At 42.9% G+C, this 22,129-nt stretch carries 21 protein-coding genes; 5 read left to right on the top strand and 16 right to left on the bottom strand.

Going from position 1 to position 22,129, the window contains the following annotated elements:
• The 6 genes from ACQRBN_RS16120 to ACQRBN_RS16145 form a co-directional block, all read right to left on the bottom strand.
• On the bottom strand, positions 1 to 485 hold a 485-nt coding region (locus tag ACQRBN_RS16120; RefSeq protein WP_427740072.1), incomplete at its 3' end, for a response regulator transcription factor.
• Positions 486 to 513: 28 nt separating this feature from the next.
• Entirely contained in the window at positions 514 to 1,548 is a 1,035-nt protein-coding gene (locus ACQRBN_RS16125; protein WP_427740073.1) for an Rpn family recombination-promoting nuclease/putative transposase, read from the bottom strand.
• Positions 1,549 to 1,904: 356 nt separating this feature from the next.
• Positions 1,905 to 3,254, bottom strand: a complete 1,350-nt coding sequence (locus ACQRBN_RS16130; protein ID WP_427740074.1) for a glycoside hydrolase family 32 protein — start codon at positions 3,252 to 3,254, stop codon at positions 1,905 to 1,907.
• A 124-nt stretch (positions 3,255 to 3,378) separates the two neighbouring features.
• Complete coding sequence (locus tag ACQRBN_RS16135) at positions 3,379 to 4,239, bottom strand: carbohydrate ABC transporter permease (RefSeq protein ID WP_427740076.1); 861 nt, start codon at positions 4,237 to 4,239, stop codon at positions 3,379 to 3,381.
• On the bottom strand, positions 4,239 to 5,111 hold the full coding sequence (locus ACQRBN_RS16140; protein ID WP_427740077.1) for a carbohydrate ABC transporter permease: 873 nt from the start codon (positions 5,109 to 5,111) through the stop codon (positions 4,239 to 4,241). Before ACQRBN_RS16140 ends, ACQRBN_RS16135 begins: the two co-directional genes overlap by 1 nt.
• A gap of 16 nt (positions 5,112 to 5,127) precedes the next feature.
• Positions 5,128 to 6,504: an ABC transporter substrate-binding protein gene (locus ACQRBN_RS16145; protein WP_427740078.1), complete on the bottom strand. Its 1,377-nt coding sequence runs from the start codon at positions 6,502 to 6,504 to the stop codon at positions 5,128 to 5,130.
• Positions 6,505 to 6,847: 343 nt separating this feature from the next.
• On the opposite strand from ACQRBN_RS16145, the gene ACQRBN_RS16150 reads away from it, so the two are divergent.
• On the top strand, positions 6,848 to 7,888 hold the full coding sequence (locus ACQRBN_RS16150) for a LacI family DNA-binding transcriptional regulator (RefSeq protein ID WP_427740079.1): 1,041 nt from the start codon (positions 6,848 to 6,850) through the stop codon (positions 7,886 to 7,888).
• Positions 7,889 to 8,128: 240 nt separating this feature from the next.
• Here ACQRBN_RS16150 and sdaAA read toward each other — a convergent pair whose 3' ends face one another.
• On the bottom strand, positions 8,129 to 8,998 hold the full coding sequence (gene sdaAA, locus ACQRBN_RS16155) for an L-serine ammonia-lyase, iron-sulfur-dependent, subunit alpha (RefSeq protein ID WP_427740080.1): 870 nt from the start codon (positions 8,996 to 8,998) through the stop codon (positions 8,129 to 8,131).
• 18 nt (positions 8,999 to 9,016) lie between these two features.
• Entirely contained in the window at positions 9,017 to 9,691 is a 675-nt protein-coding gene (gene sdaAB, locus ACQRBN_RS16160) for an L-serine ammonia-lyase, iron-sulfur-dependent subunit beta (RefSeq protein ID WP_427740081.1), read from the bottom strand.
• 182 nt (positions 9,692 to 9,873) lie between these two features.
• Between sdaAB and ACQRBN_RS16165 the strand changes: the two genes are divergently transcribed.
• From ACQRBN_RS16165 to ACQRBN_RS16175, 3 genes are all read left to right on the top strand, one after another.
• Positions 9,874 to 10,776: a DUF4474 domain-containing protein gene (locus tag ACQRBN_RS16165; RefSeq protein WP_427740082.1), complete on the top strand. Its 903-nt coding sequence runs from the start codon at positions 9,874 to 9,876 to the stop codon at positions 10,774 to 10,776.
• A complete protein-coding gene (locus ACQRBN_RS16170) occupies positions 10,766 to 11,632 on the top strand; it encodes a metallophosphoesterase (RefSeq protein WP_427740083.1) in 867 nt (288 codons plus the stop codon). Before ACQRBN_RS16165 ends, ACQRBN_RS16170 begins: the two co-directional genes overlap by 11 nt.
• 135 nt (positions 11,633 to 11,767) lie before the next feature.
• Positions 11,768 to 12,889 carry a DUF4317 domain-containing protein gene (locus ACQRBN_RS16175; protein WP_427740084.1) on the top strand — a complete coding sequence of 374 codons (1,122 nt, stop codon included), beginning with the start codon at positions 11,768 to 11,770 and terminating at the stop codon, positions 12,887 to 12,889.
• Positions 12,890 to 13,058: 169 nt separating this feature from the next.
• Here the strand turns inward: ACQRBN_RS16175 and ACQRBN_RS16180 are convergent, their stop codons facing one another.
• From ACQRBN_RS16180 to ACQRBN_RS16205, 6 genes are all read right to left on the bottom strand, one after another.
• On the bottom strand, positions 13,059 to 13,538 hold the full coding sequence (locus ACQRBN_RS16180; protein ID WP_427740085.1) for a MazG family protein: 480 nt from the start codon (positions 13,536 to 13,538) through the stop codon (positions 13,059 to 13,061).
• Positions 13,539 to 13,615: 77 nt separating this feature from the next.
• Complete coding sequence (locus ACQRBN_RS16185; protein ID WP_427740086.1) at positions 13,616 to 14,296, bottom strand: exonuclease domain-containing protein; 681 nt, start codon at positions 14,294 to 14,296, stop codon at positions 13,616 to 13,618.
• A gap of 323 nt (positions 14,297 to 14,619) precedes the next feature.
• Positions 14,620 to 15,516 carry a dihydrodipicolinate synthase family protein gene (locus ACQRBN_RS16190; RefSeq protein ID WP_427740087.1) on the bottom strand — a complete coding sequence of 299 codons (897 nt, stop codon included), beginning with the start codon at positions 15,514 to 15,516 and terminating at the stop codon, positions 14,620 to 14,622.
• Positions 15,517 to 15,554: 38 nt separating this feature from the next.
• Positions 15,555 to 16,718 (bottom strand): UxaA family hydrolase, encoded by a 1,164-nt coding sequence (locus ACQRBN_RS16195; protein WP_427740088.1) that lies wholly within the window; start codon positions 16,716 to 16,718, stop codon positions 15,555 to 15,557.
• Positions 16,719 to 16,729: 11 nt separating this feature from the next.
• Complete coding sequence (locus ACQRBN_RS16200; protein WP_427740089.1) at positions 16,730 to 17,005, bottom strand: UxaA family hydrolase; 276 nt, start codon at positions 17,003 to 17,005, stop codon at positions 16,730 to 16,732.
• A gap of 38 nt (positions 17,006 to 17,043) precedes the next feature.
• The gene (locus ACQRBN_RS16205) at positions 17,044 to 18,000 is read right to left on the bottom strand and encodes a 2-keto-3-deoxygluconate permease (RefSeq protein ID WP_427740090.1); all 957 of its coding nucleotides are present in this window, start codon (positions 17,998 to 18,000) and stop codon (positions 17,044 to 17,046) included.
• Between the two features lie 268 nt (positions 18,001 to 18,268).
• On the opposite strand from ACQRBN_RS16205, the gene ACQRBN_RS16210 reads away from it, so the two are divergent.
• The gene (locus ACQRBN_RS16210) at positions 18,269 to 19,051 is read left to right on the top strand and encodes an IclR family transcriptional regulator (RefSeq protein ID WP_427740091.1); all 783 of its coding nucleotides are present in this window, start codon (positions 18,269 to 18,271) and stop codon (positions 19,049 to 19,051) included.
• Positions 19,052 to 19,207: 156 nt separating this feature from the next.
• Here the strand turns inward: ACQRBN_RS16210 and ACQRBN_RS16215 are convergent, their stop codons facing one another.
• A complete protein-coding gene (locus tag ACQRBN_RS16215) occupies positions 19,208 to 20,191 on the bottom strand; it encodes a helix-turn-helix transcriptional regulator (RefSeq protein WP_427740092.1) in 984 nt (327 codons plus the stop codon).
• Between the two features lie 527 nt (positions 20,192 to 20,718).
• Positions 20,719 to 22,095, bottom strand: a complete 1,377-nt coding sequence (locus ACQRBN_RS16220) for an MATE family efflux transporter (RefSeq protein WP_427740093.1) — start codon at positions 22,093 to 22,095, stop codon at positions 20,719 to 20,721.
• Positions 22,096 to 22,129: the final 34 nt, after the last annotated feature.

The raw sequence follows: 22,129 nt of genomic DNA on the forward strand, positions 1-22,129 counted from the left end.
TCCAGTAATAATTTTAACAGCCGCTGCTCATTCACACTCAACGTAATCTCCTTCTCATCTCTGGTAAATATCAATCTTCCAAAATCAAAACAGAATCCATCCACTTCAAAGATCTCCCTGTTCTGACTGCTTCCACGTCTGGTCAGCGCTTTCATTCTTGCGCGAAGCACTGCAAGACTAAACGGCTTGGTCATATAATCATCAGCGCCAAGTGTAAGCCCCTTGACTTCATCCATCTCCATATCATTTGCCGTAAGGATCAATACCGGAATCTGCACACGCTCCCGCAGCCACCTCAGGTAATCATACCCGCTTCCGTCCGGAAGATTCACATCCAGTATGACCAGTTCCGGTACCGCCCGCTCGAACGCCTCTTTTGCCGCCTTAATACTCCCACTTTGGATAAATTCTATTCCCGGCTCCTTTAATGCAAGCACAATTCCCTCGCTTAGAGCACGATCATCCTCTACAATCTGAATCAACATATTATCCGCTCCAGTTATATATTCTTTCTCAATTTAACACTTTTCGTACAAGATCTACTATCTCTTCTTGGGATTTATCCACATTAACTTTTACCAAGTCATAAAGACCACGAATGTTGTCAGGTTCTTCTTCTAGTTCCTCTGCAATCTGTTCCAAGACTTTACCTTTAAGTATCTTCTTTTTTATCAGAGAAAATAATTTTAGCAATTCTCCCTCCGTACGTCCTTCTTCTCTGCTAGTTCTTCGTATCTCCTGTACATCATATGCCTCAAAACTATCAAACAACATAGGAATTCTCCTCTCCAAGATCTGATCTGTAAAATCTGCAATCTCATCCTGCGGAACGTTCACCTTACGCATGAATACGGCTACCACCATCGCAATCAATTCCAGTAACTGCTGTGTAGAATTCTCCTGCAGATTCTCCAGATATTCTTTCGGAAGTTCTTTCAACTTCTTAATATCTTCCGAATTCTTCAATTTATTGATAAACATAATCAGGGAAAACTCATTGCCTTTGCTGATGATCTCCGAATCGGAATAGTCCTGGACACGCACAACTTCATATCTAAAGTTCGGCAGATACTCGGCAAACACCTCTTTCCAGGCAACCTTATCCGCAAACTGTGTAGCAGCCGTCCATCTGCCTGTTCCTTCGAAATACACAATTGGCAATATGGGCGGATACTGAAAACCTTTCGTCCTGGTAATCCCTTTCTGCCTCTCTTCCATCTCTTTTTCATAGTCTGTCCAGATCATCACCATATAACGCAGTAATTTCATCACCATATTGTATTCTACTTTCGACTGATGCTCAACAATAGCGATCGAATACATCTGCTGTTCTTTCCCGAGATGAATCTTCTTCACCACATCAGAATCGCGTTCATTATCCCACATCGTAACGAATCGCTCACTCATATCCTCAATCTGCTCTGCTTTCAGTCCTTTCAGACAGTCTATTGGGACATAGCCATCCAAAAACTGTACAAACATCTCGGCATTTTCAAAAATAATCTTTGCTCCCTGATCCTTTTTATTTCTTACATTCTTCTTGCTCATAGGCACGTCCTTTCTTCACTGTATGAGCATCGGAATGCAAACTCTGTCACATTCATTATAGACGAATCCTATAGAATTTCCAACCATTTCTCACTACAGTATAGTATTCTGTTAACAAGTTCTGTGATTCTTTAACTGAATAAGTCTTAGAATTTAAAGATATCTCTGATGTAAAATATATTAGATACTATAGCATCATTGGACGCATAATGCAACAAAATTATCATAAAATAGTTCCACAGCAAAGGAGCACCCACTCATCATGGATACTCCTCTAACATCTTACTGCTCTTTGGCTCTTGCCATTGTAAGTTTATAATCTCTCTGATCTGTAAAGATCTCATTCTTGTAAGATCTCACATGCTTCCCACATGTAACTCTTCTACACATCCATCCACATAGTCTTCTAGTCCATAGACCACATTGCTGACCACGTACTGTCCGGCATTTACAAATATCTCAATCAGGTTCGGCTCCACGAAGATATCCAGTTCATATCTGCCGCCCACCTTCGGCGTGCTGCTCGTCAGATGATATCCCTCTATTCCGGCAAAGACCTTGCTTCGATCTGTCTTCACACAATCATTCTCCACCCAGATCCGATACCCACCGATATCCAGTCCCTCGCCTTCCTGCAAAGCGACTCTTAGACGGCATGGCTGCCCTTCCGGCAGTTTGATCCTATCATCGGAATCCCGAACATCTTCCACCGGAATCCTCTCTGAAAAATACTTTTCAACCTCAGGATGCACCCTGAAAAAGATATGCCCATCTTCCACTTCCACCACTCTTGGAAGGCACATCATCCCATTCCACGGCTTCTCTCCATCCTTCTCTACGGCTTTCGGCATCCGCATCCAGCCTATTAAGACTCTCCTGCCATCTTTATCTATATTACTCTGCGGCGCATAGAGATCCATTCCATAGTCCACGAACTGATAAGTATCCGGACACTCCAATCTGCAAGTCTCCTGCTCAAAATCAACCAGTGTACAGATTGCATGACTTGGATATTCCAGTCCATCTTCAATTATGTACATTGGTGAACCCACGAATATATGGTCATCGCCAAGCCGGAACAGATCCGGGCACTCCAGAATCTTTCCATAATTTCCATTACGATACTGGTCCGCATAGATCCAGTTCAGTCCATCCTCACTTTTGTAGAACAGGATACGTCCCTCTTTATCTTTATAAGTACTTCCCAGAATCATGTAATAATACTTTCCTGCTTTCCATACCTTTGGATCTCGTGTATGTGTTACATTCGCAATACCATCATCTCTAATCACCGGAATAATCTGATGCTTATCCTTCCAGTTATCAAAATGATATCCATCCTCTGAGATTACTACAGCCTGACTACTCTCATACTGATCCCGGTCTGCTTTGTGGATATTCTCCGCATCTATTGCCAGATACCTGACTGAAGTATAGTAAAGATATAATTTTCCATCTTTTTCAATGGCAGACCCTGAAAACACTCCATTCTGATCGTAAGTCTTGGTCGGGAAAAGCGCAATATCCAGATGTTTCCAATGAACCAGATCCTCGCTTACCGCATGTCCCCAATGCATAGTTCCCCATACAGGAGCATATGGAAAATGCTGATAAAAAAGATGATACTTCCCACGATAATATATAAACCCGTTCGGATCATTGATCCAATTCCCCGGAGCCTTTAAATGCAATACATCCTTCACCATAATTAACTAGTCCTTCTATTCTGTAATCTTCGGCAACCTAATCTCGCCACTTTCAATTATACTCCCTCACAAAACATCTCGCAATTCTTATCCGACATCTGCGTTCCTGATCTATAAAAAGAATCTATTTTACTGCGCCGGCTACAACACCGCCAATAATCTGTTTCTGAAGCACAACATACAGGATCAGAATCGGCAATACGCACAAAAGCAATCCTGCCATAATCGTACCATAATCCGCTGAATAGGTACCATAGAAACTATAGGTAGACAGTGGCAATGTTAACAGTTTTTTGTCTGTCAGTACCAGTGATGGCAGAAGGAAGTCATTCCAAAATGCCATTGAATTCAAGATTACCATTGTTGAAATAATCGGTTTCAGCAGCGGCAGTACAATCTTAAAAAACGTCTGAGAGTGTGTACAGCCATCAATATAGGCCGCTTCTTCCAATGCAATCGGGACATTTCCCTTAATGAATCCATGGAACATGAACACAGACATCGCCATTGAAAAACCCGTATGCATAAAAATCAATGTGATTCTATGATTCAATATATTCAGCGTGCCGCCATAGATGCTGACAAGCGGAATCATGATTGCCTGGAATGGAATGATCATAGATGCAACCATCAGAGCAAATGTAAGCCTGGATATTCCATTGTTGTGACGCACAATATAATATGCAAGCATCGCTGCTAATAATGTTACAAGCACCGTTGCCGAAACCGTTACGATTAATGAGTTCTTAAACGCATTCAGAAAATCCATCTGTGTGAACGCATTTACAAAGTTGTCAAAGGACAATCCCTTGATCGTATAAAGCCATGAAAACGGGCTCTTAATAATATCTCTTTTCTGCTTTAATGAGTTAATCACTACCATCAGGAACGGAAACATATATGCAATAAAGATGATAAGCAGTCCAACGAACGAAAGAATATTCGCTGCTTTTCTTTTATTTCCACCAATTGTCGTCTGTTTCATTATGCTTCAACCTCCTGTCTCTTCGTCAGATATACCTGCAGACCGCTGATACATGCAACGATAATAAATAAGATAAATGCTTCTGCCTGACCTACGCCAAACTGTCTGGATGTGAATGCCTTTTCATATACATGCATTGCTGCCATCTCTGTTGTTCCATATGGCGCGCCTCCAGTCAATGATAAGTTCACATCATATACCATGAACGCACGTGAAAGTGTTAGGAACAGACATATGGTTATGGATGACATCATCAGAGGCATGATAATATTTTTTAACTTAACCCATCCGGCAGCCCCATCAATACTTGCCGCTTCCATAACATCTTCACTCAGTCCCATGAACCCGGCCACATAGATCAGAATCATATATCCGGATAACTGCCATACAGATACCAGAACTAATGCTGCAAACGCTTTGCTCGGATCTGACAGCCATGATGCTTCGAAAAGTTTCCATCCTGTAGATTCTCCAATACTTACGAATACTCTGGAGAATACGAACTGCCATATGTAACCTAAGACGATACCACCAATTAAGTTCGGTGTGAAGAATCCGGCACGGAAGAAGTTCTGCCCCTTCATCCCCCTCGTCAGAAGATATGCGATAGCGAAAGCTAATATATTTACTAATACTACAACTAATATTACATATTTGAATGTCAACAGTAATGATGTCCAGAACCCGGCATCTTTCATGACACTTCCAAAGTTCTTAAGTCCGATAAAGTTCTTTACTTTTGCGACACCATTCCAGTCTGTCAATGTCAGATAAACACCATATATAAAGGGAATAATTACAACTGCGAAGAAGCAGAACATTCCCGGCAATGCAAACATTGCGAAATCTTTTCCACCATTTTTTGATCTCATATCTTATCCCTCTTTTCTATTCCTGCTCATCCCAGTAATCCTGGATGTCTTCTATCAGTTCTTCTCTGTCACATCTATCCGCAAGATATTTCTGCATGGAAGCACCAAGTATAGCCCAATGATCATTCGGCACGATTGCAGATGCATTGAATGCCTTATCTGCCTGCACCCTTTCGTAAATATCACGGCTCAGCGGATCACTTGGCTCATACGGATTGTTCTTGAACGGTGGAATAATGCTACAGGTCTTTACGAGCATCTGCTGCCCAATCTCGCTGTATACAATCCAGTTCAGGAATTCTTTTGCTGCTGCCTGTTCCTTTTCTGTTGCCTGCTGTCCATCCAGCATAATCTGCTTTGATGGAGAACCCTGAATCTTCTGATTTACAAAATCATTCGGATCATTGTTCATAAAATACGGAAGGAAACCATACTCGTCATCCTCTTCTGCTCCGGCCTCTTCCATATTCGGCCATGCCCAGTTACCATTGAACCAGATTGCCGTTTTGCCATCTACCAGATCGATTGCCATCTCATCATAATCTGCTCCCAATGGATCTGCCTTTGCCACGTTATATTTCTTTAATACATCAAACGCATCCAGGAATTCTGACATACGATCATAAGATTCCAGATCTAATTTGCCTGCCTTGATTTTTTCAATCGTCTCCTGGGCGCCTTCTGAAGTTCCATCATAAGTTTCATAGACAAACTGCAGATGATGGGCACCCAATGACCAGTCCTCTTTTGCCATGGATACCGGCTTCTCAATACCGCCTTCAACCAGCCTGTCTAACAATTCTACAAACTCATCCAATGTTGTGATAGAATCCGGATCAAACTCTTCTCCCAAAGCCTCTTCAATCACTGCTTTGTTGTATATCAGTCCACGTCCTTCAATACATAAAGGGAAACTATATACCTTTCCATTCACTTGTGTCAGATAATTTTCTGCCTCAGCCGTCCATGTTTCTTCTGTCAAATCTGCCGCTTTCTCTTCTGCCAAAGCAATTACATCTGTCGTATCCAGAATGGATAATGTCGGCGCATTTCCCGAGTTATATAGACTTACTACTTTCGTATACGGAGAGTCTCCATCAGTAACCGGCATAACCTCTACATGTACGCCCGATTTTTCTTCAAATGCTGTACTCATCTCTTCTAATGCTACTTGAATCTCCGCCTTAGAATTCAATAATACGATGTTCGTTCCCTTTAAAGTGTCATCATATTCGAACGTATCAACCGAAGTATCAATCGGTTCTACTTCCTCCACTTCATTCGGGTCATCCGGATCACTGGCAAATCCAAATCTACATCCGGTCAGCATCGTTGTCATCAGCACGGTAATAAGTCCGAGCGCGATGACTCTTGTCATAAGATTTCTTTTCATGACCATTCCTCCTGTTTTCTTGCATCTAATGCAAATTTCCTTTTTTGTAACCGGTAAAGTAACCGGTAAAGTAACCGGTTACTTTATGGTTATAATATCACTGCAATGATCATTCGTCAATCATCAATCTCAACTTTGTGAATTGTGTATGATTTCCTTTATTTTAAATTGTACACAAGTTACAAAACCGGTTACTTAACCGATTATTTATTGTTCTTTTTTCCTCATTTTGGTATACTAAATACAGATTTGCAGATAGACACAGAGTATATGCCGACACTGTATACTATTTCAAGAATATTTTATAAGAAGAATCAAATTTAACGAACAGGAAGTATTATCTATGGGAAGAAAAAACAACGTAACCTTCAGCGATATTGCTGAATACACACATTTTTCCAAAACAACAATCTCCAGATATTTCAATAATCCGGACTCCCTTACGCTTGAGAATCAGGCAATCATCTCAGATGCACTTGTGAAATTAAACTACAAAGAAAATAAAGTTGCCCGCATCCTTGCCAATGGAAAGACCGAATTCATCGGAATCATCATCCCGAACATGTATCTTCATTACTATTCCGAGATGCTGAACCAGATCTTATCCACGTACGAGACATTCGGTTACAAATTCCTTGTATTCGTAGGAAATGAGAATGACGAGATTGAAAGACAGTACATCCGGGAGCTTCTTGCCTACAAGATCGAAGGGCTGATTATCTTAAGTCATACGATTCCATCTCATGAATTAGCAGAACTTTCCATACCGATTGTTACAATAGAACGTGAAGACCAGTATGTAAGCAGCGTTAATACGGACAACTACATGGGTGGAATCCAGGCTACCAGTCTTCTGTTCAAGCATCAATGCGACATTTTTATCCATATCAATTCACCTACCCCTACCGCAACCCCTGCTTACGGACGTGTTCGGGGATTCCTTGATGTATGTGAACAAAATCAACTGGATCACCGCATCATATACAAGGACCTGGGCAGCAACTATGAGACTACTCAGAAGCAACTACAGGAAATTATCGAGGAATTAGAGCATGACTATCCAGACAGGAAGAAGGGCATCTTCATATCTAACGATACCCATGCCAACACTCTTCTGAATCTGCTCTTTAGAAAGCACGGCAGACTTCCTGATGACTATCTAATCGTTGGCTTCGATAACTCCCCTGTCTCACGGGAAGCCATCATACCTATCTCTACCGTTGGACAGCAGATTGATAAACTTGCTTTTGAGGCTGTCAGCCTTCTGGTGGATCAGATGAATGAACGTAAGAAACGGAAGCCGATGCCTTTGACGGAACCGGTTCATAAAGTGATTACACCGATATTGTTCCGCAGGGGGACGACGGAGAAGGATGGAACTTAGTAATTGGTGGCAGAATCCGGGAGGGGAGCGTGGTTGCTTCGAGGCTCCGCTTACCTACTCAACCACGCCCCCTCCCGGATTCTGCGACATTTACTGGAAAGGATTCCGGTGGGAATGTATGAGAAACTTTATTGGTGAAATAACATTATGCCATGTTCTGGTTTGTGGAAAAAAATATCTATATATCTTGAATGAAATCTAAACATATACCCTTTCATAATCGCTCATTTTCTCCCCAAATTACATATTAAGCCTCTCCATGACCTCCATCCCCTTAGGGCTTCCTGCCACTCCTCCGATTCCAGTCTCGCGGAGGCTTACATCCATCTTATCTCCCACTTCCTTCATTGCATCAATCACCTGATCTACCGGAATCTGGCTTATAATACCTGCAAGCGCCATATCCGCTGCTGCCAGTGCATTCACTGCGCCGCCTACATTCCTCTTTACACAAGGAACCTCTACCAGACCACCTACCGGGTCGCACACCAGACCCATGAGATTCTTAAGTGCCATTGCACAGGCATGTCCAAGCTGTTCCGTACTGCCGCCCTTCACATGGCAGATTGCTGCAGCCGCCATCCCAGAACCGGAACCGATTTCTGCCTGACATCCGCCGGATGCTCCCGCCAGATATGCACGATTGGCAATGATCTGTCCTACGCCGGCAGCCACATACATAGCCTCAATCATCTTCTCCTCCGGCACCTCATATTCCCGGTAATAAGTAACCAGAACTGCCGGCATCACGCCACATGCGCCTGCCGTAGGAGCCGCAACGATTCGTTTCATACATGCATTATTGCATCCCATCTTAAGGGCATTCGCCATTACCTTTGCCATAAAGTCTCCGCATAATGTATCTCCAGCCTGTCTGTATGCATCCATCAGACCGCCTTCTTTTCCTACCAGACCGCTTCTGGACATCCGATCCGGCTCATAAGCGTCCAGACCGTCCAGCATCGCCTGCCACATACGTTTCATTTCCTTCCAGGAATCCTCTTCCGTTACCCCACGCTCATCCGCATCTTCCAACTGGACCGCTTTCCAGAATTCAATTCCTTCTCTCTCGCATCTTTCCTGCGCCTCTTCCATTGATTGATATGACATACTTCTATATCCTTTCTTTTACTCTATTGCTCCATTCACATTCAGGAACTTCACTTGAATAATTCCTTTTCTTGCCTCCAGGGCATCGATTGCATACTTAGGGACAATCTGATCTGTCTCAACCACCATTACAGCGAATCCACCCCGCTTATCACGGAATACCTGCATCGTGGCAATATTAATCTCCGCCAGACTCAGCGCTGCCGCCACATCCATGATACGCCCCGGCTCGTCCACATTGCGGATGATCAGCGTGTTGCTTTCCCCACTGAAATTCACATCGATTCCGTCCAGTTTGCAGACCCGGATTCTTCCGCCTCCGATCGAGTACGCCTGTATCTTCATCGGCTTTACGCCTTCGGCTTCCATAGTAATCTGAGCCGTATTCGGATGTGCTCCTTTAATATCCTTTGATTCGATTGTGAAATCCATTCCTTCTTCTTTCGCAATCTCAAAACTATCCGGAATTCTCATATCATCCGGCTTCATTCCCAACAGCCCCGCAATAAGTGCTCTGTCAGTTCCGTGGCCTTTCCCCGTAGCCGCGAAAGAACCATGCAGATATACGGTCGCTTTCTTAGGCTGTCTTCCGAACAACTGTCTGGATATCAGCCCGATTCTTGCCGCCCCTGCTGTGTGGGAACTGGATGGACCTACCATGACAGGTCCTAAAATGTCGAATATGTTTCCCATTTCTTTTTCCTCTCTTTGTTTATTTTGACATATATCTGCTTCTATTATACTTGGGATTCCTATTGTTGACAATGACCAATTTGCAGTCTCTATCAGAATCTTATTGTAATAATTTTAACAATTTCTTCTCTGTCGCATACACTGCAATAACTAATATATTTATGACAGAAGGACTGCGAACTATGTATATTATTTTCCCTGTTATCCTACTGATTATGATAGTCTGCGCTCTGGCAATGCACTGGCGCAAAAAGTCCATCCTCAAGAAGATCTGTTCCTGGTCCGTTTCAGAAAAACTCTGCCGCCTGAATGAACTCGTACAGCCCTTCGGATTCGAATATCTTCTTTCCCAGGATATCTTCACTTCCTGTCCGGATGCCTGGCAGAGAGGCTATGGATACTGCTGGCTTTACGATACCCATGCAGATCTGCTCAATATGGTATTCGACTGCGAGCCTGTTTACTTTGATTATGATGGCTGTACCTGGCTGATCGAACTCTGGAAAGGGCAGTATGGCATCAACATTGGTGCCGAGATCGGTATCTACAAAGCAGATTCCTATGTTCCACAGATTCACAGGAAGACCACTCTGTTCCACACCATTTCCGATGATGAAATGCCCTTATTCGAACTGACGTTGTACAAAGGCTTGATGCCTCTCTACCGAATTGCCAGAAGGCATTGGTGGCTGACTGGGTTTCGCATGGGAGAATATACCGAGCCTGAACTGCTGCGCCTGAAAGTAGACATTATCTTCCCCTCCAGCGAGATGCGAGGCGCTTTCCTACAAGGGATTACACAATCCGGATATTCTTACCAGAATCTCTGCATCTGCGGTCAGCAGGTTTCCTTTGATTATACGGTTCCGCATACACTTCAGCCCAGAAAAGAACACCGAATCCGCTCTGCTTTCGCCCAGTGGAAGAATCGCCTGTTTTTAAAACTCTACTGCCATGTCACGAAGCATCTCTGCCTGACTATGGATAAATTATTATACCTGTACGAATACCTGCCATTTGCTTTCCGCCACATGATGTGTATCCAGCGAGGGAACCGTAAAAGGAGGAAACGGCATGGGCGCTGACAAACGGCTGGATCATGCATTCCTTAATGCTCCGGTTCTTCCTCTTCTGCCTTCTTCACGCTATGTCCTTGTCAGCGACTGCCATCGTGGATGCGGTACGAACAACGATAATTTCCTCAAGAACCAGAACCTGTACTTTGCTGCCTTACAGCATTACTATACACATGGATTTACCTATATAGAACTGGGAGATGGAGATGAACTCTGGGAGAACCGTTCCTTTGCCGCCATAAAATCCATCCACAACAACGCGTTCTGGCTATTATCACGCTATTATAAGGAAAATCGCCTCATCATGCTGTATGGGAACCATGATATCGTAAAAAGAAGCCCTCGCTTTACCACCAGGCATTGTGCCTCCTACCCTTGCAGTACCTGCCAGGAAGAAGAGTTATTTCCGAATATAAACTTTTATTCCGGAGTCATCCTAAAGAATCCGCAATCGTCCAAGGAGATCTATCTGACACATGGACATCAGGCAGATTATTTCAACAGCGTCTTATGGCGTACCTCCCGGTTCCTGGTTCGATATGTCTGGAAGCCACTGGAACTCCTTGGTTTCCTTGACCCCACAAGCGCTGCCAAAAACAACACAAAAAAGAAAAAGGTCGAACGCACGCTGACAGGCTGGGCATCCAAGCAGGAATGCCTCCTAATCACCGGTCATACGCACCGTCCCATGCTCGATGCCTCCGGCACTTATTACAACACCGGCAGCTGCGTCCATCCCAGATGCATTACCTGTGTAGAGATTGAAGATCTTCACATCTCTCTTGTAAAATGGACATTAGCAACACACAGTGACCTCTCCCTGTATGTTGCCCGCGAAGTGTTAGCCGGACCTGTTGCACTATAACCGATATGTTACCTGCATGCCATCATTAGTGCGCCAAGCAAACCTCGCAATCCATGTATACAGGATCAGCAATCTTGTAAATCCGCCTCAAATATGCTAAGATTGGATACAGTCTGAAAAAGGGAGTGTCATTCTATGAATAAGAAAGAAGTACTAGAGATCCGCAAGCAATTTACCCCGGAAAACTGTGCAATCACACGTATCTGCGGCTGCTACGTGGATCATGAGAAAGAGAAAAAAGCAGAACTTAAGAAAGCATTTTTATCCTTGCCGGAGGAAGAAGCGTTCAAATACTTTGATATCTTCAAGCATACCCTCTCTGGAACCTTAGGCAAGAATCTGATGAATATGGAATTCCCTCTGGAGCAGGAACTAAGCGGCGGAACACAGGAGTTCCTTCTGAGACTGCGTGACAGCAAACTGGAGGATGACCTGCTCATCGAAGAATTCTACGATAAGATCATTGAAAATTATATCTATGCAGAGAATTATTACATCATCCTGATCCATGCGGTCTACGATGTCCCAGGGAAAGCATCCGACGGCATGGAGATGTTCGATGCTTCTGATACGGTCTATGAGCATATTCTGTGCAGTATCTGCCCGGTTAATCTAACCAAGGCAGGGCTGACCTATAATGCAGAGACGAACAATATCGAAGACCGAATCCGTGATTGGATCGTCGAAGCGCCAGTAAAAGGCTTCTTATTCCCAGCGTTCCAGGATCGTGCAAGTGATGTACATAATATCCTGTATTATACTAAGAAACCTGAAGATATCCAGCCTGAACTGATTGCCAATGTCCTTGGAAGCACGATTCCTCTGACTGCAGGCGATCAGAAAGCAACCTTCCAGGCAATTATCAGCGATACCCTGGGAGAAGAATGCAATTACGAAGTTGTCCGCAATATCCATGACAACTTAAACGAGATGCTCGAGGAGGCAAAAGAAGCGCCGGAACCGTTGGAACTCTCCAAACCAGATGTGAAGCGGCTTCTTACCAGAAGCGGCGTGCCGGAAGCAAAACTGGAATCCTTCGATGAAGAGTTCGAAGAGATTGTCGGGGAAAAGAAGACGCTTCTGGCAGCCAACATTGCCAGTGTTAAGACTTTCCAGATTGAGACTCCTGATGTAATCGTGAAGGTGAACCCGGAGCGTTCAGATCTCGTGGAGACACGCGAAATCGACGGGCGTAGATGCCTGGTGATTGCAATTGATGACCATCTGGAAGTGAATGGAATAGAGATTCAGAAATAAACCTATTCTCAAGTCTGCCTGCCCTTGCAAAAACTTCTCCCTCAAGTTTTTAAGCGAAACGATTGACCTATTTCACATATCCGCATATACTATTAACAGAATCATAAAAATGAATTTCATTTTTGTAAGGACGGCGTTGCGACGGCGTTCTATTTTTTTGTAATATACTTCAATCCTTTACAATCCCCTTCCGCTTCTTTGCAGCATCTATCAGCCCTTTCGCCTCATCAAATGCCTCTGGAAGATAACTTTCCGTCCATTCCTTCCCCTTCTTTTCCTGCTTCTTAATATCCGCCCATTTCGTCAGAACTTCCCCCGAATCAGACACCGTCTCCTCCCCAAATACATGCGGATGACGCCGGATCATCTTATCTGAGACTTCCCGAATCACATCATCCATGGTAAAAAAACCTTCTTCTTCGGCAATCTGCGCATGCATCACTACCTGGAGCAGCAAGTCACCTAACTCTTCTTTCAGATTATCTGGATTCCCCGTCTGTTCCAAGATATTAATCCCACAGATTACTTCCGCCGCCTCCTCAATACACGCCGGTTTCAAGCTGGCATGCGTCTGCTCTCTATCCCACGGACATCCATCCTCTGCCCTAAGTCGTGCTATGATTTCTTGGAATTCTTCTAATTTTGCCATATATCTTATCTCCCGACTATTTTCTATATATCTAGCGGCTTATCGCCCAGATAACTTCTTCTCCTCCACTGAATTACCTATATATTCTCTGTATATCTGCAATTCGGATATCCACTGCATCCCCAGAATTCACCGTATCTTCCATTTCTCTTTTTCATGGGCTGTCCGCATCTAAGGCACAGTTTCAACTTTGTATTACCAGATTGTGTTCCTTCCATCTCTTTCGCCAGATGCTCGAACACTTGCTGATTCATGCGACAGTCATTCAGCGCCCTATGTGCGCCTCTAACCGATATATGATAGAACGATGCAAGATCCACAAGGCGATAATGCGATAACTGTGGTAAATAATTTCTGGCAACCGACAAAGTATCTATATAGTCATTCTCCGGCACCTTCCCATAGAATCGCTCTGCATCTCTGTAAATAAAACGCATATCAAAGTTATGAATATTATGTCCTACTAACACATCATCACCAAGAAATTCAAAAAATTTTCCAAGCACATCACCAAAAGACGGCGCGCTCATCACCATGGCATCTGTAATTCCATTGACCTGACTGGCTCCATAAGGTATGGAACGTCCGGGATTGACCAGCGATGTGAATTCATCCACCACTTGTCTGTTTCTGACTTTTACGCCAGAGATTTCGATTACCTCATCATAAGTTGATGATATTCCTGTCGTCTCCAAGTCGAAGACCACATAATCAGATGTATATTTTTCAATTTTCTTTCCGCGATTGTTACCTAACATTATTTTCTCCTATGTGTTTTCTTTTTATATTTTATCCACAGTACCTGCTACCTAAAGTTCGCTCCGGATACATGACAACCTACAGAACCTGCCACTGGCAGTTTCTTTCGGATGCATGGCAACTAAGAAAAATCCCCATCAAAACTGATAGGGATTCATCAACAAACTATATATCTTTTCTCCCGCCTGTATAGCAAATGGCAGCCATTCACTTCTACATAGTAGTATATCAAAATTATAAAGAAATGCAAACTAAAAACTTCATACTACCAGAAAAGGCTAATGATACCTTGTTAACAGATTTCTTTGCCTACAAGAAATCTTTACATCTTATCCACAAACTCCATGACGACCTTAATCTGTTCTGTCTGTGTTTCCGTTGCCCGCAGGAAAGGCTTTGTGCAATAATCCTGCATTTCAACTCCACGCAGTACCATGGCTTTCTTCACAATAGGAATAAATGGTGTTTCGATAGAATAGAGTTCGAATAATTTATCTACCTTTTTTTGGATTACGGCCACTTCTTCCATATTTTTATCATTAACTGCGTCTCTCCATTTAGCAAACAATTCAGGATAGATGTTGGATAATCCTCCGATACATCCTGAGCCACCGGACAAAATATTATATACAAAGTTGTTATCAAATCCGGATAATACGATGAAATCAGGAAATTCATAACGAACCGTCTGAAGTAAATCTCTCGTATGACTCATGCCTGCAACCGTGTCCTTATAACCAATAATATTTTTATGTTTCCTTAACAGATTTAACGTAACCCGTGGAGAGATATCATGACTGGTTCTATCCGGGAAATTGTACAGATAGATATCCCCATGGATTCTCTCTGCCACCTGATCATAATAATATTCAACATCAGCATCAGATAGTTTAAAATAGTAAGGGCTAATAATCATTACAGCATCAGCACCTTTATCTATGGCATAATTGCTGATTTCTACAGTATCTTCTACTGTCATACAACTGGTTCCAATCAGCAATTGCACTTTATGATCTACCGTTTCAACCGCAAGATCAATCAAATCTTTCTTCTGCTGCGTAGTCATGGCAAAGAATTCTCCTGTACTTCCCATAACAACCAGGCCATCTACGCCGCCCTTCATTAAATATTCATAAATAGACTTATTTGCCTCAAGATCCAGATTGCCTTCTGCATCAAATGCAGTTACAACTGGCGTCAAAAACATTCCCTTTTTCATTTCAATCTCCTTTTTGTCTCTCTAATCAAAGTTCTAATCTATACGTAATTACATACACGTGCAATTGCTGTTTCCATATATCCCAGAGTCTCTGACTTTGTAAGTTTTCCGTTTGCCACCTGAAGTACTTCTTCCAGAAGTTTATCACGCATTTCCTCCAATGTCTCCGGACCATAGATTACCGGACTTGCATCCATATCAATGTTGTCTTCCATCTTTGCATAGGTAAGTTTATTGCCAGTAATTTTGATTACAGGTACGATAGGATTCCCGGTAGGAGTACCGCGTCCGGTTGAGAATACGACAACTTGTGCGCCACCTGCTACCATACCCGCAACAGAAGAAGGATCGTTACCAGGAGTATCCATGATAACCAGACCACCTGCTTTTTCTACCTGTTTTGCATAATCATAAACTGCATTTACCGGTGTATGACCACCTTTATGAATACATCCGAGAGATTTTTCCTCCAGTGTAGTGATTCCACCTGCCTTATTTCCAGGAGAAGGATTGCCCTCTCTGACTTCCTCACCCACCAGCTGCAAAGCCTTTTCATAACGATGTACGATTTCATAAATTCTGTCCTTAACTTCCGGTGTAGCAGCTCTGGAAGCCAGGATGTGTTCTGCGCCAATGAATTCTGTTGTCTCAGAAAGAATGGAGGTGCTTCCCAGATCTACCAGTTTATCACTTAATGCACCAATCAAAGGATTCGCTGCCAGTCCACTAGTGGGATCTGATCCGCCACATTCCGTCCCAACAATCAGTTCAGAAACAGGAAATTCTTCACGTTGAAGCATCGAAGCATCCTGTACCATCTTCTTTGCCGCACGAACTGCTTTTTCCACAGTAGCGATTGTACCTCCACACTCCTGAATAATAAATGTTTCCATAGGCTTATTGGTTCTCTCCCGGATTGCTTCTGTCACCAGATCCATCTGGCAGTTTTCACATCCAAGAGAAATAACTACGATACCATACACATTCGGATTGGCCGCCATGCCTGCCATAACATCCATAGTGAGCTGTTGATCACTTGCTACCTGGGCACATCCATTTTGATTATGAAACGTTACAGTCCCCTCAACTTGTGACGCAACTATCCGTGCTGTATCTGCCGCGCAAATTGAAGCAGGTAAAATAAATACTTTATTACGAATTCCAACTCTTCCATCCGGTCTTCTGTATCCTAAAAATTTCATAACTGTCCCTCCTATAACTCTTCTCTATGACTTTCTACATTATGTACATGCACATGTTCCCCAACTGCAATATCCTCGGCCGCCAGTCCAATATGCTCACCGTATTTTACAACTGGTTCTCCTTTATGCATTTCCTTAATTGCCAGTTTGTGATAGATCGTAATATCACTCACTGCCATTACGGTTTTTAATTCATGATTCAACATAAAAGTTACTTCTTCACCTTTCCGAATTGGTTCAATTGCTACTGCAACCGTATCTTTAGCGTCAATTACCATAGCATTCATCTTTACTTATCCTCCTTTGATTTTTTCTTTTTATATTCTTATACTTTCTCTAACGGTTTCTGGGGACATCCGTACTTATTCGCCCACCAGTTTGTTAAAATAGGCACCAAAATCGCCGTAACAACAACAGCAGACGCAACCTGTGTTGTAGCCGTTGCAACATAAGGTTCCCATGCTGGATCTACCAGGGCAACAGCCGCCGGAACCGCTACTGCATTCCCGGCTGTAGTAGCAACTGCCCATCCTGCATAACCGGGTCTTCTTCCAATAAAGCGGTCACAGGCTACAATAAAAGGTCCTCCGATAAATACTGTAACCAAACCAAGAATAATTCCCTGTGGTCCACCTTTTACTACATTGGTAAGATTAATACCCGATCCAAGACAATACCCAACAAAAGGAATCAAGATTGCGCCGGCAGGTGCCAGAAAATCCTTTATCCCCTTATCTATATTACCAAGAATCATACCAACAGCAATAGGAATAATTGTGGCAATCAATGCTTTTACAGGAACATTGGCAAGTCCGGAAGCCCCAAGTGCAATTAATGTAAAAAGCGGTCCATCGTTCAAAGATAATAATGCCATACTCGCACAGTCACTTTCATCTCCATAAGTCTGCATTAACGACAGATAAATAGAACCATTTGAATTGGTTACCGCACTGATGATAGAAAGTGTAGTCAATCCCAACACACCGGACAAACCAAAAATCTTACCGACCGCAATACCAATCGCCGCGCCAATGATAAATTTTGAAATCAGAAGAATACCACCTCTTTTAAATACCTTGGGCATATCCGATAACTGCAGCGTCGTACCAAGACAGAATAATTGGATTCCAATGGCAGTAGCCGCGCCTGCGTTGGAAAACACTGCTGTGGTGTAGGAACCCATCTCGCCAAACTGTGGAAAGAAGGTGTTCATAAAAGCACCAATCAACAAAGGAACAATCATCATACCCGCCGGCACTTTTTTTAAAAGTTTCATAATCATAATTTTTTCCTCCTAGAAATAATTTTCATCTTTCGTTTCCGTTCGAATATTCGCACATCGTTTCTTATTTCGTATCTTTAACTGAATTGTAGCATCGTTTTTATCGTTCGTCAATCAGAATATCGTCCGAAATATCGAATTTGTGAATATCATATAATTTTTGAGGCAAATTATTGGTCAAATTTCTGAATCCCTATTTTCTCAAGTGACATATTGTATCTAATTCTGATATAATGTTTTCGACTATATAAAAAAGAGGAGGATCTCTATGCCTACGAATGAACATCGTCCAACCACAAGAGTTCTTGATATTCTGGAACTTCTGGCAGAAATGCAAAGCGGCATGTCCCTGACCGAGATTGCCGAGGCTATCTCAGCTCCCAAGAGCAGCATATTGCCTCTTATGCATACCCTGGCAAGCCGAAAATTTATTTTTTATGATAAAGACACTCAGAAATACACCATCGGAGTTGCCGCCTTTTCTGTCGGTTCCTCCTATATACAGCAAATGTCTTCCATGCAATTTATCCAATCTGAAATGCAGCATCTCACAGCTTCATGCAATGAAACCTGTCAGCTTGGAATCCGTGATGACGAATCCGTACTTTATTTAGCCAAAGTTGATTCCCCGGAACCATTGCGTTTAATTTCCTATGTCGGGAAGCGTTTGCCTCTGTATTGTACAGCTCTAGGGAAGTCTTTATTGTGCGATTCTACACTTGACGAACTAACGCAGCTCTATCCGAATGGATTAAAAGCGTATACCCCGAATACAATTACAGATATTCAGGTATTATACGATCAATTGCAACAGATTAAACAAGGGAAAATTGCGCAAGAATGTGAAGAAGTTAACCTGAACCTAAAATGCATCAGCACACCGCTTCGCAAAAACAGTAAGATTGTAGCCGCCTTAAGCGTATCTATTCCTGTTTTCCGCAGTACCGCTGAAAAAGAGGAACAAATTATCAAATTGCTGCATGAAAAACGGCAGATAATCGAAACTTACTTTTTAAATTATAATATTGATCCCGATACGTTATCATTATAAAGACTATCTGTTCCCGTTACATAATCTGCATAACGCAAAGATTATGTAAATATATAAAACAAAAAATCCGTAACTATTTAGCCACCAAGCCGAATATTTACGGATTTTTATATAACCTTTGCTTTTCATCTTATTTTATATTAAATATACTTCTACCTAATAATCCAACAATATTTCCTCCAGATACTCCTTATACTCCCGTCTGACATCCTCCGGTCCCACAATCTTCATCTGGCTGCCAACACCGGCAACCCAGCCAAAGAACTGCCGGCTCACTGCTACCAGCACCCTCGCTTTAAAATGCTCCTCATCCACCGGAACCATCCATGTCTCCTGCCCGAATCGATCCAGTACAACCTCTGCTAACTGCTTATGGCAAAGCAGCACTACCTCAACATCCCTGCCGCCATACATACCAAAAGTCTTCTTAGCAAATTCAGCAAGATCAAAGTTCTGGAAGGCTTCTTTTCCCACCCGCTCCGCTTCACGAATCTGCATATGCCGCATCCTGTCCACACGATAATGCCTGATCTGCCCCGAGTTCTCATCATATGCAACCAGATAATAATTCTCATTCCCCCATGTCAGCGCCCATGGGCTAATGACATACACTGCCCCATCCTTTCTATAATGGAGTTCTTTTCGCATGGTCCATTCAGCATACTGAAAAGCAATCTGCCTGTTCTTATAGATAGCAGAATGAATCTGATCTACATTATAATAAATTGTCTCGTTCTCTGTCTTTGGACGGTTCGAGATCGATACCTGCTTCGATAATGCTTTTGCTTCCGCCCGGCTACAAAGTTTTTCCAGTTTTTTAATCAATTCACCCGACTTCTTCTCCGTAATAAATCTTGACGACTGTACTGCATCCACCAACAATTTCAGTTCCGGGAGTTCAAACTGCCTGCTTGCAATATAATATCCCGGATTCTTGCCTTTCTTTTGTACAACGTCCAGCCCAAACTTATCCAAGGTATCAATCTCACTATATATGGTTCTGCGATCTACCGAAACTCCATATTCCTGATCCAGAATATTGCATAACTCCGTTGCATTTAATAGATTCTCTTCATCTGTTCTCTCCAGTAAAATCTGCATCAGATATAACGTTTTTAATTTCTGCATCTGCACTGCCATATCATTTTCCTCTTAGACTATATCACAAACTCTATACCTGGTTTTCTACCCTATTAAAAATTATACCACGTTAAATATTAGAACCAAAACAAATTGCAGAAAAAATGTGATTCTAAAATAGAATGATGCCAAACAGTGCTTTGTACCAACAAATTAGTCTTCCATGTACTCCTTATAATCTCTTTCACTGGCAAATAACATATATATTCCGTTCACGTATCCCATGTAACCAGCCTCTGTTGAATATCCTTTCATTCCAATCACCTCTTTATATTTTCTGTTTTTCACTGGTTACATTATGCACCTATCAACTGTACAAAAATCCCGACATCCAGGATTCAAACTTCTAAAAATATAAAAAGCACAAGAACATCTTTCCTGATATTCTTATGCTTCTTCATATTCGACACTTCTCCCTCTTCAGTTAACCGCCGGAAGTTTTTCATTCCTTTCGATAACTATAACAACAACGTGGTTGATAAATATATGGATATGAAGCCCCCCTTTTGTTGGACAAAGGCAAACGTCTAATGAAATGGGATATTTCTATTTTTAATCTTATTCATTACATAAAAATAACTCGGTATCAGAATGAGATCAGCTCCCGACCATGCCAAAATCTCCGCATAGAAGATACCATTTTCACCCATAAGCAGCGGAAGCAAAAGCGCACTTCCGGTACGCATCACGAATTCAGCGAAACCGGAAACCATCGGCAAGACCGTGTTTCCCAATCCTTGAATACAGCTTCTTGTAACATGCAGAACATACAAGATTGGCAGACAGATACTCATAATCTTCAGATACTTGAACGCAATCTCAAGCGCCTGTTTTCCCGATGCCGCATCTGCGGATATGAACCATCCCAGGAATACGCGTCCAAGAGTCAGCATCAGCATAGTGATCATCACCGAAGTCACCAGTGAAATGAGAATTCCCGCCCGTATACCATCTGATATTCTCTTTTTCTTATTCGCGCCCAGATTCTGGCCTGCGTAGGTCACCATTGCATATCCATACGACGTAGCCGCTGTCTCCAGAAGGCCATATAATTTATTCGTCGCAGTAAATCCTGCTATGAATACAACACCAAAACCATTGACCACTGTCTGCACGATCATTCCTCCTACCGAGATGATTGTATTCTGGAATGCCATTGGCGCGCCTAAGATCAACAGTCTGCCGCAAAGGCTTCGCTCCATCTGCCAGTCTTCACGCGTCATATGTAGAATCTCAATCTGCCGTATTTTCAGGAAACAATAGACAGCAGAAAGGAACTGTGCAATGATCGTCGCTATTGCAGCCCCTTGGACACCCCACCCAAAGCCCATTACAAACAGAACATCCAGTCCGATATTCACCAGGGATGCCAGAACCATCGCATACAGGGGTGTCTTGCCATCCCCCATAGAGCGCAGCACACACGCCCCCAGATTATATGCCATAACAACCGGAACCCCGGCAAACAGAATCCGCAAGTATGCGATTGCTACCGGCTGGATCTCCGATGGTGTATTCAGAAGGTTCAACACAGGCCTGGCTGCCCCTTGGCTTACTGCAGTCATCACGATTGCACAGATAAGCGAAAGCATTATGGAATTGGCTACAACCTGCCTCAATCTCTTATATTGTTCTGCTCCAAACCGCTGTGCCATCAGGATTGCGAATCCCTGGGCGAACCCCTGCACTATGCCAAGCACCATCCAGTTCAGCCAGTCGACAGCACCAAGCGCCGCAAGCGTCTCCACGCCAAGTACTTTGCCTACGACAGCAGTATCAACGACCGTGTATAATTGCTGGAATATGTTTCCTGCCATGAGCGGTAAAGAAAATAAGAGCAACAATTTTGCTGGACTTCCTTCTGTCAGATTTTTAATACTTTTTGATGCCACTAACCGGCTCATTCTTACATTCCTCCAATAATATATTAATGTTACC

It is taken from the genome of Bariatricus sp. SGI.154, from assembly GCF_050313795.1.
Taxonomy (GTDB): domain Bacteria; phylum Bacillota; class Clostridia; order Lachnospirales; family Lachnospiraceae; genus CAMBRQ01.

Bases quoted from the DNA above. Each gene is read 5' to 3' on its own strand.
- ACQRBN_RS16125 (WP_427740073.1), bottom strand. From the start codon at position 1,548: ATGAGCAAGAAGAATGTAAGAAATAAAAAGGATCAGGGAGCAAAGATT.
- ACQRBN_RS16130 (WP_427740074.1), bottom strand. From the start codon at position 3,254: ATGGTGAAGGATGTATTGCATTTAAAGGCTCCGGGGAATTGGATCAAT.
- ACQRBN_RS16135 (WP_427740076.1), bottom strand. From the start codon at position 4,239: ATGAAACAGACGACAATTGGTGGAAATAAAAGAAAAGCAGCGAATATT.
- ACQRBN_RS16140 (WP_427740077.1), bottom strand. From the start codon at position 5,111: ATGAGATCAAAAAATGGTGGAAAAGATTTCGCAATGTTTGCATTGCCG.
- ACQRBN_RS16145 (WP_427740078.1), bottom strand. From the start codon at position 6,504: ATGAAAAGAAATCTTATGACAAGAGTCATCGCGCTCGGACTTATTACC.
- ACQRBN_RS16150 (WP_427740079.1), top strand. From the start codon at position 6,848: ATGGGAAGAAAAAACAACGTAACCTTCAGCGATATTGCTGAATACACA.
- sdaAA (WP_427740080.1), bottom strand. From the start codon at position 8,998: ATGTCATATCAATCAATGGAAGAGGCGCAGGAAAGATGCGAGAGAGAA.
- sdaAB (WP_427740081.1), bottom strand. From the start codon at position 9,691: ATGGGAAACATATTCGACATTTTAGGACCTGTCATGGTAGGTCCATCC.
- ACQRBN_RS16165 (WP_427740082.1), top strand. From the start codon at position 9,874: ATGTATATTATTTTCCCTGTTATCCTACTGATTATGATAGTCTGCGCT.
- ACQRBN_RS16170 (WP_427740083.1), top strand. From the start codon at position 10,766: ATGGGCGCTGACAAACGGCTGGATCATGCATTCCTTAATGCTCCGGTT.
- ACQRBN_RS16175 (WP_427740084.1), top strand. From the start codon at position 11,768: ATGAATAAGAAAGAAGTACTAGAGATCCGCAAGCAATTTACCCCGGAA.
- ACQRBN_RS16180 (WP_427740085.1), bottom strand. From the start codon at position 13,538: ATGGCAAAATTAGAAGAATTCCAAGAAATCATAGCACGACTTAGGGCA.
- ACQRBN_RS16185 (WP_427740086.1), bottom strand. From the start codon at position 14,296: ATGTTAGGTAACAATCGCGGAAAGAAAATTGAAAAATATACATCTGAT.
- ACQRBN_RS16190 (WP_427740087.1), bottom strand. From the start codon at position 15,516: ATGAAAAAGGGAATGTTTTTGACGCCAGTTGTAACTGCATTTGATGCA.
- ACQRBN_RS16195 (WP_427740088.1), bottom strand. From the start codon at position 16,718: ATGAAATTTTTAGGATACAGAAGACCGGATGGAAGAGTTGGAATTCGT.
- ACQRBN_RS16200 (WP_427740089.1), bottom strand. From the start codon at position 17,005: ATGAATGCTATGGTAATTGACGCTAAAGATACGGTTGCAGTAGCAATT.
- ACQRBN_RS16205 (WP_427740090.1), bottom strand. From the start codon at position 18,000: ATGATTATGAAACTTTTAAAAAAAGTGCCGGCGGGTATGATGATTGTT.
- ACQRBN_RS16210 (WP_427740091.1), top strand. From the start codon at position 18,269: ATGCCTACGAATGAACATCGTCCAACCACAAGAGTTCTTGATATTCTG.
- ACQRBN_RS16215 (WP_427740092.1), bottom strand. From the start codon at position 20,191: ATGGCAGTGCAGATGCAGAAATTAAAAACGTTATATCTGATGCAGATT.
- ACQRBN_RS16220 (WP_427740093.1), bottom strand. From the start codon at position 22,095: ATGAGCCGGTTAGTGGCATCAAAAAGTATTAAAAATCTGACAGAAGGA.